This is a genomic window from Actinocorallia longicatena (assembly GCF_039534125.1).
GTDB lineage: Bacteria > Actinomycetota > Actinomycetes > Streptosporangiales > Streptosporangiaceae > Actinocorallia > Actinocorallia longicatena.
Map to the genome: position 1 here is coordinate 1 of NZ_BAAAUV010000027.1, position 13,343 is coordinate 13,343.

Sequence of the window (13,343 nt, forward strand, 5' to 3'; positions counted from 1 at the left end):
GGCCCGCCCGCGCCCCCCGGCCCGCGCCCGGTGCGCGGGCCGCCCCGCGCCCAGCGCCGCCCGCAGCGGAGCCAGCGTGTCGTTCGTCAGGCGTCCGGCCCACACCAGATCCCACAGCGCCTCCACCAGATCCTGGTCCGCCACCCGCCCCGCACCTTCGCCCTCCGCGGGCCCGGCGGGGGCGTTGACGCGGTTGGAGAGGGTGCGGAAGAAGTGGGCGGAGCCGTCGGCGAGGAGGTCGAGGACGGTCTGGTGGAGGGGGGTGAGCGTCAGGTCGGAGGGCGGGGGGAGGAGCAGCGGGGCGGTGTCGGCGAGGTAGAGCGACAGCCAGCCGTCCCCGCCGGGAAGCGAGCCGCGGCCCGCCCACACGACCTCGCCCGCCGAGGTCAGCTCGTCCAGCATCGCCGGGGTGTATCCGGGCACCCGGGACGGCAGGATCAGGGTCTCCAGCGCCGAACCCGGCACCGACGCGCCCTGGAGCTGCTCGATCGCCTGAGCCAGCGCGTCGAGGCCGCCGTGCCGTCCGCCCAGCCCCTGCCACTGGGGCAGGAAACGGCCCAGCGCCTGCGGCGGCGAAGGCTCCACCTCGGCCCGCAGCCGCGCCAGCGACCGGCGCCGCAGCATCCGCAGCACCCCGGAGTCGACCCATTCGAGCCCCGTCGCCCCCGGCGTGAACTCGCCCTCGACCACACCCGGCAGCCGCTTCAGCGTCTCGGTCACCACGGCCGTCCCGAGCCCGAAGCGCGCCGCCGCGTCCCCCGCCGCGAACGGCACCCGGGTCCGCGCGTACCGGATCATCAGATCCCCGACGGGGTCCTCCACCGGCTCCAGGAACACCTCCGGCACCCCGACCGGCAGCGGGGTCCCCAGCCCGTCCCGCAGCCGCGCCGCGTCCTCCACCGCCGCGAAGTACTCCATCCCCGCGATCCGCACCCGGACCACCCGCCGCTCCGCCTCGAGCCCCCGCACCCACTCCCCGACGGCCTCCGAACCCTCACGAACACGGCCTTCACGAGCGTCGCCCTCACGAGCGTCGCCCTGCCGGGCGGCGTCGGGCGGGGTGGAGCGGGCGGTGAGCTCGGGGAGGGTGAGGGGGCCCAGGGCGCGGAGGAGGTCGGTGCAGGTGTCGGGGTCGGTGGCGTGGCGGGCGGGGGTGAGGCGCTGGAGTTCGGCGGCGGCCTCGGTGAGGACCTCGGGGTCGAGGAGCTCGCGGAGGTCGGCCTGGCCGAGGAGCTCGGACAGCAGGGCGGAGTCGAGGGCGAGGGCCTGGGCCTTGCGCTCGGCGAGCGGGGAGTCGCCCTCGTACATGAAGGCGGCGATGTAGCGGAACAGCAGGGACTGGGCGTAGGGGGAGGCGGTGGGGGTCTCGACCTCGGTGAGGCGGGCCTTGCGGGCGGACAGGTCGCGCAGGAGCGTGACCAGGCCGGGAACGTCGAAGACGTCCTGGAGGCACTCCCTGACGGTCTCCAGGACGATCGGGAAGGTCGCGTACTTCGAGGCGACGGCCAGCAGCTGGGCGGCCCGCTGGCGCTGCTGCCACAACGGCATGCGGCGGTCGGGACGGTGCCGGGGCAGCAGCAGCGACCGGGCGGCGCACTCCCGGAACCGGGCGGCGAACAGCGCGGACGCCCCCAGCTCGTCGACGACGATCCGCTCGATCTCGTCGGGGTCGAACAGGACGAGTTCGGCCGTCGGCGGCTCGTCGGTGTCCGGGACGCGCACGACGATGCCGTCGTCGGCGTGCATGGCCTGGGCGTCGACGCCGTACCGCTCGCGCAGCCTGGCGGCGATCGCCAGCGCCCAGGGGGCGTGGACGAGCGCGCCGTAGGGCGAGTGGACGATCAGGCGCCAGTCGCCGAGCTCGTCGCGGAAGCGCTCCACGACCAGGGTGCGGTCGTCGGGAAGCCGCCCGGTCGCCTCCTTCTGCTCGGCGAGGTAGGAGATCAGGTTGTCGGCGGCCCACGGGTCGAGGCCCGCCGCGGTGGCGCGCTCCCTGGCCTTGCCGGGGGCGAGCGCGCCGAGCTCGCGGGTGAAGGCGCCCAGCGCCCGGCCGAGCTCGGCGGGGCGGCCCGGCGAGTCGCCGTGCCAGAACGGAAGCTTCCCCGGCCGCCCCGGAGCCGGCGAGACGAGCACCCGGTCGGGGGTGATGTCCTCGATCCGCCAGGAGCTCGCGCCGAGCACGAACACGTCGCCGACGCGCGACTCGTAGACCATCTCCTCGTCGAGCTCGCCCACCCGCGAGGACTTCTCCCCGACCAGGAAGACGCCGAACAGCCCACGGTCGGGGATCGTGCCGCCGCTGACGACCGCCAGGCGCTGGGCGCCGCGCCGGGCCCGCAGCACGCCGGTCACCCTGTCCCAGACGATCCTCGGCCGCAGCTCACCGAACTCCTCGCTCGGGTAGCGCCCGGCGAGCATGTCGAGGGTGGCCTCGTAGGCGCTGCGCGGCAGGGTCGCGTAGGGGGCGGCCCTCCTCACGGCGGAGTACAGGTCCTCGACCGTCCACTCCTCCATGGCGACCATCGCGACGATCTGCTGGGCGAGCACGTCGAGCGGGTTGCGGGGGTAGCGCAGCTCCTCGATCTTCCCGTCGCGCATCCGCTCCGCGACGACGGCGGTCTGCACCAGATCGCCCCGGTACTTCGGGAAGATGACTCCACGGGAGACGGCCCCGACCTGGTGCCCGGCGCGTCCGACGCGCTGCAGCCCGCTCGCCACCGACGGCGGCGACTCCACCTGCACGACGAGGTCGACGGCGCCCATGTCGATGCCCAGCTCGAGGCTCGAGGTCGCGACGACGGCGGGCAGGCGTCCCTGCTTCAGCGCGTCCTCGATCCCGGCCCGCTCCTCCTTCGACACCGACCCGTGGTGCGCCCTGGCCACTTCCACGACCTCGCCGTGGGCCGCCCGGCGGGCCAGCGCCGCGAACGCCTCCCCGAAGTCCACCCGCCGAGGTCCGCCGGCGGGGTCCTCGTCCAGGTCCCCGGTCACCTCCGGGGCCGCAGGGGGAGGGGCGGGCAGGCGCCAGGGATCGTCCAGGAGCGGGGTGCCGCGCGAGGCACCGGCCTGGGCCATGACCGCGGCGGGGGAGTGGTCCTCCTCGAGCGGGCCGTGGAGGCGCTCGTAGGTGATCTCGTTGAGCCGCCCGCAGAGCCGTTCGGCCAGGCGCCGGGAGTTGGCGAAGACGATCGTGGAGCGGTGGGCGGCGATGAGGTCGAGGACGCGCTCCTCGACGTGCGGCCAGATGGAGCGGTTGCGCGGATCCTCACCGGCCTGGGTGCTCTGGTCTCCGGAGATCTCCGACATGTCCTCGACGGGCACGACGATGCTGAGGTCGAAGGTCTTGTCCGCGGGCGGCTGGACGACGGTCGCGGGCCGCGCCCCGCCGAGGAAGGCGGCCACCTCGGCGACCGGACGGACGGTCGCCGAGAGCCCGATCCGCTGCGCGGGACGCTCCAGCAGGGCGTCGAGGCGTTCGAGGGAGAGGGCGAGATGAGAGCCGCGCTTGGTGGCCGTGACGGCGTGGACCTCGTCGATGATCACCGTGTCGACGCCGCGGAGCGACTCCCTGGCCTGGGAGGTCAGCAGCAGGAACAGCGACTCCGGCGTGGTGATGAGGATGTCGGGCGGCTTGCTGACGAGCCGCCTGCGCTCGTCGGCGGGGGTGTCGCCCGACCGGATCCCGACGCGCAGGGCCGGTTCCGGCAGCCCGAGCCGCCGCGCCGCGTGCCCGATCCCGGTCAGCGGCGCCCGCAGGTTCCGCTCCACGTCGACGGCCAGCGCCTTCAGCGGCGACACGTACAGCACCCGGCACCGGTGCCGGGGCTCCTCCGGCGGCGGCGTCGAGGCCAGCCTGTCCAGCGACCACAGGAACGCCGCCAGCGTCTTCCCCGACCCGGTCGGCGCCACCACGAGAGTGTTCTCCCCGCGGGCGATCGCCCCCCAGGCCCCCGCCTGCGCCGCGGTCGGCGCGCTGAAGGCCCCAGAGAACCACTCCCGCGTAGCCGCGGAGAACCCCTCCATCACCCCTCCATGGTGCCCCGCCCTACCGACAGAATCCCCACCCACCTCCCCGGCCCCTCGTCCGCGTGCCCTCCGAGGCGGTATCGGCCCGAGCGGCGAAAAGGGGATCCCGCCCCCCGCTTTGCCTCCGCTTGCCTGAGGCCGGGTCCGCGGAATCGCCGGTCGTCAATCGGGGAGGCTGAGGTCGTCGTCCTCGTCGGGGTGGGCGGCGCCGGTGAGGGCCTCCTTGACCACGCGGTAGGCGAGGCCCGGGGGGTAGCCCTTGCGGGCGAGCATGCCGACGAGGCGGGTGGTGCGCTTGTCCGGGGGGAGGGAGCGGGTGCTGGAGAGCTTCTTGGCGACGAGGGCGTGGGCGGCGGACTCCAGGTCCTCGGGCTGGATCTCGGCGACGGCCTCCTTGATGGTCTCGTCGTCGACGCCGCGCTGGCGGAGCTCGGCGGACAGGGCGCGGGGGGCCAGGCCGCGGTTGGCGTGCCGGGAGCGGACCCAGGACTGGGCGAAGGCCTCGTCGTCGATCAGGCCGACCTCGGAGTAGCGCTCGAGGACCTTGTCGGAGACCTCCTTCGGCACCTCCTTGCGGGTGAGGGCGTCGGCGAGCTGCGAGCGGGTCCTGGGCGCCATGGCGAGCTGCCGCAGGCAGATCTCGCGGGCGAAGGCCTCCATGTCGGCGGGCGGCTTGCGCGCCGGCGCGTCCTCGGAGCCCGGCTCGTTCCGCCGCGATCCCCGTCGTCCGTATCCGCTCATCCGAACCCCCTCATCCGAACCCGCTGCCTGACGGCCCGAGGCCGCCCCCGAAGACGCCCGGAGAGACTCCGGGCACGACGCCCCGCGCCAGCGGCCCCGTCCCGACGGCCCATCCCGACGGCGGGCCGGTGGGCGATGCCGGGTGGACGCCCGTCGAAGGGGGCGCCCACCCGGGGCCGGACATCAGTCGCCCGGCTTGGGAGCCGACGCGGTGCGGGTGCGGCGGGTGGCCGGAGCGGGGACCGAGGCCTCCGCGGCGGGAGCGGCGGCAGCGGCGGCGGGAGCGGCATCGCCGGCCGGGGCGTCGACGCGCGGCCCGATGCCGAGCTTCTCCTTGATCTTCTTCTCGATCTCGTCGGTGGTCTCGGGGTGCTCCTTGAGGTACTTGCGGGCGTTCTCCTTGCCCTGCCCCAGCTGGTCGCCCTCGTAGGTGTACCAGGCACCCGACTTGCGGACGAAGCCGTGCTCGACGCCGAGGTCGATCAGGCCGCCCTCGCGGCTGATGCCGATGCCGTAGAGCAGGTCGAAGTCGGCGACCTTGAACGGCGGGGCCACCTTGTTCTTGACGACCTTGATCCGGACCCGGTTGCCGACGGGCTCGGTGCCGTCCTTCAGGGTCTCGATGCGGCGCACGTCCAGGCGGACCGAGGCGTAGAACTTCAGCGCGCGGCCACCGGTCGTGGTCTCCGGCGAGCCGAACATCACGCCGACCTTCTCGCGCAGCTGGTTGATGAAGATCACGGTGGTCTTCGTCTGGTTGATCGCGCCGGTGAGCTTGCGCAGCGCCTGCGACATGAGGCGGGCCTGGAGACCGACGTGGCTGTCGCCCATGTCGCCCTCGATCTCCGCGCGGGGCACCAGGGCCGCCACGGAGTCGACGACGACGAGGTCGACCGCGCCGGAGCGGATCAGCATGTCGACGATCTCGAGGGCCTGCTCACCGGTGTCGGGCTGGGAGACCAGGAGGGAGTTGGTGTCGACGCCCAGCTTCTCGGCGTACTCGGGGTCGAGGGCGTGCTCGGCGTCGACGAACGCCGCGATGCCGCCGAGCTTCTGCATGTTGGCGACGGCGTGCAGGGCCACCGTGGTCTTGCCGGAGGACTCCGGACCGTAGACCTCGACGACCCGGCCGCGCGGCAGGCCGCCGATCCCCAGCGCGATGTCGAGGGCGATCGCCCCGGTGGGGATCACCTCCATCGGCGCGCGCACCTCGTCGCCGAGGCGCATGATCGAGCCCTTGCCGAACTGGCGCTCGATCTGGGCGAGCGCTGTCTCGAGTGCCTTGTCGCGGTCGTTTCCTGCTGCCATGGTCTGCCCCTGTCGGGTCGGAGTCTTCATCGTCGGAGCCTTCATCTTCGTCATGTCGAGAACGAAGCTACGAGAGCCCACTGACAAAACGCGGACCGCTTCGCGCGGCACACTCTACCGAACATCTTTTCGATCACTGACCGGCGCGCCGATTCGTCCCGGGAACTCGCGGATTCGTCCCGGGAATAGGGCTGCGCGGCTACCCGGAAGGGACGTACTCTGGCCCCGAGCTAGGCGATCACCCGGGGGCCACGCCATGACCCTGACCGTCCTCTTCTGCGCCGACCCCCTCGATCCGAGGCGGGTGGACGACCACTTCACCCGCGAGGCCGACACCGTGCGCGCCACCGGCGGCACCCCGGTCCTGCTCGACCACGATCTCCTCCAGCGCGGCGAGGCCGTCGAGGCGGCCAAGCGCGTCCCCAGGGGCCTGGGGGCCCTGTGGTACCGCGGCTGGATGGTCACCTCGGCCGAATATCACGCCCTGGCCAAGGCCCTCGCGGCCCGCGGCGCCCCCCTGATGACCCCGCCGGACGGCTACCGGCGCGCCCACGAGCTCCCCGGCTGGTACGAGACGTTCGCGGGCCTCACCCCGCAGAGCGCGTGGCTGCCCCTCGACCCGCGGGAGGTCCCGGACCCGGCCGCCCTCGAGGCGGCCGCCGCCCAGCTCCCGCCGGGCCCCGGCGTGGTCAAGGACTACGTGAAGTCCCGCAAGCACGAGTGGCACGAGGCCTGCTACGTCCCGGACCTGCGCGATCCCGCCGCCCTCGCCAGGACGGCGCGGAACATGGTCGAGCTCCAGGACGCCTTCCTCGCGGGAGGCCTGGTCATCCGCCAGTTCGAGGAGTACGACGCCGCCGAGTGCCGCGTCTGGTGGGTGGACGGGGAACCGGTCCTGATCGGCCCGCATCCCGACACCCCGGGGGAGGAGCGCGAGCCCGAGCTCGACCATGTCCGCCCGGCCGTGCGCGCCCTGGGCTGCCGTTTCGTCACCACCGATCTCGCCCGCCGGTCCGACGGCGTCTGGCGGGTCGTGGAGGTCGGCGACGGTCAGGTCAGCGACCTGCCGGCCGGATCGGACGTGGGGGATCTCTACTTCCACCTCCCGGATCCCTCCTGATCGCACGGCACATACGCCACAAAGTGGATCAAAGAAGAATCGGAACCTAAGTGACGCCAAAATAGTCACATCAACGACATGCGCCCCCCTATGCTCTGTGCGCATCGCGTCAAACCGGAGGGACCCCCTATGTCAGAGCGTCGCCTGAGCTCGCGCGCCGTCAAGATCGGCGCGGTGGGCGCGATCTCCGCGGCGCTGGCCACCTGGGGATTCGTCGCCTGCTCGCCCGGCGAGGACTCGCGGGCCGACTGCGTGACCGGCCCCGACGCGAACGGCGAGTACACGCTCGTCGACGAGGACGAGTGCGAGGACGGCGTCTACAGCTCCAACCACCACGCGTTCTGGTACTACAACGCCCACCACCGCACCGGCAACCGGATCAGCGGCGGCACCACGCTGAAGCCCAAGAGCGGCGGGATCAAGACCAGCAGCGGCACCACGATCCGCAAGGGCGGCTTCGGCAGCAGCGGCAGCAGCGGCGGAAGCTGAGCCGTGCGCAGGGAGAGAGCCGAGCCCCGGACGGGCTGGCCGCAGATCATCGAGGCGCAGGGCCTGGCCTACCACCGCACCTCCCATCCGGAGAACCTCACCCGCCCCTACTGGGACGAGTCGGTCCACTACACCTTCGAGATGGACGAGGTCCTCCGCCTCGAGGAGACCGTCGAGGAACTCCACCGGATGTGCATGGAGGCCGCGGCCTACATCGTCACGTCCGGCCGGTACGAGCTGCTCGGCATCCCCCCGCACCTCGTCCCGGCGATCGAGGCGTCGTGGAACCGCAGGGACCCGCACCTCTCGGGCCGTTTCGACCTGCGCTACGACGGCGCCGGCCCGCCCAAGCTGCTGGAGTACAACGCCGACACCCCCACCTCCCTGGTCGAGTCCTCGATCATCCAGTGGTACTGGAAGGAGGACCTCTTCCCCTCCGACGACCAGTGGAACTCCCTGCACGAGCGCCTGGTCGACCGCTGGAAGTCCCTCCCGCTGCGGGACGGGCCCGTCCACTTCGCCTGGACCGAGGACGACGAGTCGGGCGAGGAGTTCATGACCGTCGCCTACATGAAGGAGGTCGCCGAGCAGGCGGGCCGCCTCGGCGTCGGCATCACGATGCAGGACATCGGCTGGGACGGCCACGACTTCCGCGACAACGGCCGCAACGAGATCAAGACGCTCTGGAAGCTCTACCCGTGGGAGTGGATCGTCGCCGAGGAGTTCGGCGCCCACATCGACGAGACCGACTGGGTCGAGCCGATGTGGAAGATGCTCCTGTCGAACAAGGGCCTGCTCGTGGCCCTGTGGGAGCTGTTCCCCGGCCATCCGAACCTGCTGCGCGCCTATCTCGACACCCCCGGCAACATGAAGTCCTACATCCGCAAGCCGCTGCTCGGCCGCGAGGGCGCGTCCATGGAGATCGTCACACCCGGTCTCCGGCACGCCACCGAGGGCCGCTACGGCGCGGAGGGCTTCGTCTTCCAGGAGTTCCAGGCACTGCCCGACTTCGACGGCCAGCACCCCGTGATCGGCGCGTGGGTGGTCGGCGAGGAGTCCGCGGGCATCGGCATCCGTGAGACGTCCGGCCTGATCACCGACGACACCTCATCCTTCGTCCCCCATCGCATCCCCCTGTAATAAAGGAGCCCTCCATGGCACTCGCTCTCGACAGCGCCTTCGGCGACGTGCTGGGCGACAACACCCTCGCGATCGTCGCCTACGCGCTGGTCGGCCTGGTCCTGTTCGTCGTCGGCTTCTACGTCATCGACCTGGCCACACCGGGCCACCTGGTCTCGGTGATCCGGCACGAGCGCAACCCGAACGCCACCCTGCTCGCGACGGCCGCGATGATCTCGGTCGGCGTCATCGTCAGCGCCTCGATCTACGCCACGGACGCCGCCCTGGCCGAGGGCCTGATCGCGACGGCCGTCTACGGCATCGTGGGCATCCTCGCCCAGGTGCTGGCGATGCTGGTGTTCAACCTGCTGATCGGCCTGAAGATCAAAGACCTGTGCGGCGAGGCGGACCTGCAGCCGGGCACCTGGATGCTGGCCGTCACCTACGTGATGATCGGCCTCGTCACCGCGGTCAGCGTCATCTGATCCGGTCGGGGACGTCGAAGGTGGCGCACACCGCGCGCCACACCGTCTTGGTGTCGACCCCGTCGGAGAGCGCCTGGGCGGCCGTGCGGCCGTCCAGGTCGGCGATGACATGGTCCTTCGCGACGCTCTCCGCGTAGTTCTCCCCGAACTGCTGATTCATCTTCGCCCAGAACGCCGTCAGCCTCACGCCCGACAGTGTGTCAGCTGACAGTGGAACCGGCGAACGGCCGCGTCACTCTCATAGTGAGGAGGTGACGAACATGGCCCGCTCGAACTCGGACGGCGGATCCCTCTCCGGTGTCACGACTCTTTCCTTCCTGGTCCTCGTCGGCTGCCTGGTCTTCCTCACGGGGGACTTCAAGCACCGCGCCGAGGGCTATCAGGCCGTCACGAACGGCAAGGGCGTCGCGGGTTCGGTGACGGTCACCCGCTGTGGCTCCGGGCTTCTCGACGGCCACTGCGAGGGGACCTTCACCTCGGCCGACGGCTCCGTCGTCAGGACGGGCGTCCGGATCAACGGCGCGGACGCCGCCGGTGTCGTCCGCGACGCCGTCATGTCGCCCGGCGGCTCGGTCTGGACGGCCTCCGGCCACCCCTGGATGCGCCCGTCGATCGCCCTGCTGATCAGCCTGGCCCCCTTCGCGACGGGCTGGATGATCCTGGTCGCCTTCTTCCGCGGCGGCCTCCCCGGCATCCGTTCCCGCAGGCTGCTGGGCGACCAGAAGCGCTCGGCCGCCCAGGAAAGGGCCACCAGGATGGGCCGCGTCTACTGACCGGAAGTCCGTGATCCGCACCCTGGTGGAAGGGGGTGCGGACACGCCCGCGAGTCATACGATCTTTGACTCGAGGTCACGCGCATGGAACCGCAGGTGACGGGTATCGGATGACCTGTACGGATCTCACGTATCGCCGGTGCTTTGCTTGCTCATGTCGGCGGTGCGGCTTACGGTGGCCGGAAAGTATGCGAATCGGTTACTTCCGCAGCTGCGGATTTCTATAGATCGGTGAGGTCTTCACCATGGAGAGCGTCGTGATGGGAGCGGCGCTGCTCGTCTCTCTTCTGCTGCTCGCGTTCGTGGTGCTGCGCCGTCCTCACGGCAACGGCCGGGAGCCGTCGCCGGAACTTCTCGCGCAGGCCGAGGAACGGGCGATCCAGCAGGCGGAGGAGGTCACCGCCCAGGCCCGCAAGGAGCTGGAGGACGAGGCGCGCGCGCTCAAGGACGACGTGCGCGCGCTCCGGGAGGACCTCGAGCGCCGCGAGACCAGGCTGGCGGACCGCGAGCAGCGGCTCGACGAGGATCACCGGCGGGGTGAGGAGCGCGCCCAGCGCCTCACCGACCGGTCCAAGGAGCTCGCCGAGCGCGAGCTGGACGTCGCCAGGGCGGAGGAGCAGCGGACCAAGGTCCTCGAGCAGGCGGCCCAGCTGACCGCCGAGCAGGCCAAGGCCGAGCTGGTCGCCCAGATCCGCAACCAGGCCAAGCGCGAGGCGGCGCTGACCGTCCGGGAGATCGAGCAGACCGCCAGGGACGAGGGCGAGCAGCGCGCGCGCAAGATCGTCACCCTGGCCGTGCAGCGGGTCGCCAGCGAGCAGACCACCGAGTCGGTCGTGTCGGTGCTGCACCTGCCGCACGACGAGATGAAGGGCCGGATCATCGGCCGCGAGGGCCGCAACATCCGCGCGTTCGAGGCCGTCACCGGGGTCAACCTGATCATCGACGACACTCCCGAGGCCGTGCTGCTCAGCTGCTTCGACCCGGTGCGGCGCGAGGTCGGGCGGCTCACCCTGGAGAAGCTCGTCCTGGACGGCCGGATCCATCCGCACCGGATCGAGGAGATCTACGAGCGGAGCAAGACCGACGTGCAGACCCTGTGCGTCCGGGCCGGCGAGGACGCCCTGGTCGAACTGGGCATCACCGAGATGCACCCCGATCTGGTGGCACTGCTCGGCCAGCTCCGCTACCGGACCTCCTACGGGCAGAACGTCCTCAAGCACCTGATCGAGTCCGCCCATCTCGGCGGGATCATGGCGGCGGAGCTGCGGCTGCCCGTCGAGGTCGTCAAGCGGTGCACGCTCCTGCACGACATCGGCAAGGCGCTCACCCACGAGGTCGAGGGCAGCCACGCCCTGATCGGAGCGGAGATCGCCCGCAGGTACGGCGAGCACGAGGACGTCGTCCACGCGATCGAGGCGCACCACAACGAGGTCGAGGTCAGGACCGTCGAGGCCGTCCTCACCCAGGCCGCCGACGCGATCAGCGGCGGGCGTCCGGGGGCGCGGCGGGAGTCCCTCGAGGCCTACGTGAAGCGGCTGGAACGCCTCGAGGAGATCGCCAAGAGCAACCACGAGGGCGTCGAGAAGGTCTTCGCGATGCAGGCGGGCCGCGAGATCCGCGTCATGGTCAAGCCCGAGGCCGTCGACGACATCCAGGCCCAGGTCATCGCCCGCGACATCGCCAAGCAGGTCGAGGACGAGCTCACCTACCCCGGCCAGATCCGCGTGACCGTGGTCCGCGAGAGCCGCTCCACCGAGTACGCCCGCTGATGTCGATGCGGGCGTAACCCGTTCGTCGTCCCTTCGGACGGCCCGCGAGGGGCCGTGATCGAAGGGACTCGGGCATGTCGGCAACGGACGCCGCCCCGCGCAAGGGGTGGACGCTGGTCCTGGTCTCACTGGGACTTTTCATGAGCTCACTGGACACCCTCGTGGTGTCCACCGCCGTGCCGGTGATCCGCCGTGACCTCGGCGCCTCACTGGCCGACCTGGAATGGACGGTCAACGGCTACAACCTCGCCTTCGCCTGCCTGCTGCTGACCGGGGCCGCCCTCGGCGACCGGTTCGGGCGGCGCAGGATGTTCGTCCTCGGCACGCTGGGCTTCACCGCCGCCTCGGCCGCGGCCGCGCTGGCCCCCACCATCGGCGCCCTGATCGCGGCGCGGGCCGTCCAGGGCGGGACGGCGGCGCTGGTCATGCCCCTGACGCTCACGCTGATCAGCGAGGCGTTCCCGGCGGAGAAGCGGGGCGCGGCGATCGGCCTGTGGGGCGGGATCTCCGGGCTCGGCGTCGCGGCGGGACCGGTCGTCGGCGGCGCGATCGCCGACGGGGCCGACTGGCGCTGGATCTTCTGGGTCAACGTGCCGATCGGCCTGGTGATCGCGCCCCTGGCGGCACGGTTCCTGACCGAGAGCCACGGCCCGCGCCCCCAGCTCGACCTTCTCGGCCTCGTCCTGGCGGCGGCCGGGCTCTTCGGCCTGACCTGGGGTCTCGTCCGCTCCGACACGGCCGGATGGGGGAGCGGCGAGGTGGCCGGATCGCTGGCCGCGGGCGTGGTCCTGGTCGGCCTCTTCCTGCTGTGGCAGCGCAGGGCCGCCTATCCGATGGTGCCGCCGCGGCTGTTCGGGTTCCGCGGGTTCGCCGCCGCCGACGGGGTGGTCTTCTTCACCTTCGCGTGCCTGTTCGGCTCGCTCTTCCTGCTGTCGCAGTTCTTCCAGGTCGGCCTCGGCCTGTCGCCGCTGGAGGCGGGGCTGCGGATCCTGCCGTGGACGGCGACCCCGATGCTGGTCGCCCCGGTCGTCGGGGCGCTCGCCGACCGGCACGGCAACCGGCCGTTCATGCTGGCCGGTGTGCTCATGCAGGCCGCGGGCCTGGCATGGGTCGCGCTGATCGTCTCGCCGGGAGTGTCCTACGGGTGGCTGTGCGCGGCGCTGGTCCTGGCCGGGGTGGGCATCTCGATGACGTTCCCGACGGTCGCGACCGAGGTCATGACGTCCGTGCCGCTGCGGGAGGCGGGCGTCGCCTCGGGGGTGAACAGCGCGATCCGCGAGGTCGGGGGCGTCTTCGGCGTCGCCCTGGCCGCGGTCGTGTTCGGTGCCCACGGCGGCTACGGCTCGCCGCGGGAGTTCACCGACGGGCTGGTCCCGGCGCTGTGGACCGCGGCGGGCCTGTCGGCGTGCGGCGCGGTCGCCGCGGCGTTCGTCCCCAGGCGCCTCCGGCGGCCCGCCGGGAATGTCGTACGCGTTCCGCAGACTGTTGCCGACTGAGCAAGGAAGGGACGAGA

General features: G+C 71.9%; 11 protein-coding genes. 7 read left to right on the plus strand and 4 right to left on the minus strand.

Translation table 11 applies throughout. The features are described 5' to 3' along the window. From ABD785_RS33865 to recA, 3 genes are all read right to left on the minus strand, one after another. Positions 1-4,023 (minus strand): DEAD/DEAH box helicase (locus tag ABD785_RS33865; protein ID WP_344836627.1); only part of this gene is annotated, 4,023 nt, incomplete at its 3' end. 165 nt (positions 4,024-4,188) lie between these two features. Beyond that, positions 4,189-4,767: a regulatory protein RecX gene (locus ABD785_RS33870; protein ID WP_344836632.1), complete on the minus strand. Its 579-nt coding sequence runs from the start codon at positions 4,765-4,767 to the stop codon at positions 4,189-4,191. 183 nt (positions 4,768-4,950) lie between these two features. Further along, a complete protein-coding gene (gene recA, locus ABD785_RS33875; protein WP_344836635.1) occupies positions 4,951-6,075 on the minus strand; it encodes a recombinase RecA in 1,125 nt (374 codons plus the stop codon). A gap of 256 nt (positions 6,076-6,331) precedes the next feature. Between recA and ABD785_RS33880 the strand changes: the two genes are divergently transcribed. The 4 genes from ABD785_RS33880 (at position 6,332) to ABD785_RS33895 (ending at position 9,288) form a co-directional block, all read left to right on the plus strand. Beyond that, entirely contained in the window at positions 6,332-7,195 is an 864-nt protein-coding gene (locus ABD785_RS33880; protein ID WP_344836638.1) for an ATP-grasp domain-containing protein, read from the plus strand. Positions 7,196-7,324: 129 nt separating this feature from the next. Then, positions 7,325-7,684, plus strand: coding sequence for a hypothetical protein (locus ABD785_RS33885; protein WP_344836642.1), 360 nt, complete (start codon positions 7,325-7,327; stop codon positions 7,682-7,684). A 3-nt stretch (positions 7,685-7,687) separates the two neighbouring features. Further along, positions 7,688-8,824 carry a glutathionylspermidine synthase family protein gene (locus ABD785_RS33890; protein WP_344836645.1) on the plus strand — a complete coding sequence of 379 codons (1,137 nt, stop codon included), beginning with the start codon at positions 7,688-7,690 and terminating at the stop codon, positions 8,822-8,824. A 14-nt stretch (positions 8,825-8,838) separates the two neighbouring features. After that, positions 8,839-9,288 carry a DUF350 domain-containing protein gene (locus ABD785_RS33895; protein ID WP_344836649.1) on the plus strand — a complete coding sequence of 150 codons (450 nt, stop codon included), beginning with the start codon at positions 8,839-8,841 and terminating at the stop codon, positions 9,286-9,288. On the opposite strand, the gene ABD785_RS33900 is transcribed toward ABD785_RS33895, so the two are convergent. Then, positions 9,281-9,475: a DUF3046 domain-containing protein gene (locus ABD785_RS33900; protein ID WP_344836651.1), complete on the minus strand. Its 195-nt coding sequence runs from the start codon at positions 9,473-9,475 to the stop codon at positions 9,281-9,283. The genes ABD785_RS33895 and ABD785_RS33900 overlap by 8 nt on opposite strands. A 73-nt stretch (positions 9,476-9,548) precedes the next feature. Here ABD785_RS33900 and ABD785_RS33905 point away from each other — a divergent pair, with 73 nt between their 5' ends. The 3 genes from ABD785_RS33905 (at position 9,549) to ABD785_RS33915 (ending at position 13,326) form a co-directional block, all read left to right on the plus strand. Next, the gene (locus ABD785_RS33905; RefSeq protein WP_344836655.1) at positions 9,549-10,061 is read left to right on the plus strand and encodes a hypothetical protein; all 513 of its coding nucleotides are present in this window, start codon (positions 9,549-9,551) and stop codon (positions 10,059-10,061) included. 245 nt (positions 10,062-10,306) lie between these two features. Then, complete coding sequence (gene rny / locus ABD785_RS33910; RefSeq protein WP_344836659.1) at positions 10,307-11,830, plus strand: ribonuclease Y; 1,524 nt, start codon at positions 10,307-10,309, stop codon at positions 11,828-11,830. Between the two features lie 74 nt (positions 11,831-11,904). After that, on the plus strand, positions 11,905-13,326 hold the full coding sequence (locus tag ABD785_RS33915) for an MFS transporter (protein ID WP_344836664.1): 1,422 nt from the start codon (positions 11,905-11,907) through the stop codon (positions 13,324-13,326). Positions 13,327-13,343 lie beyond the last annotated feature (17 nt).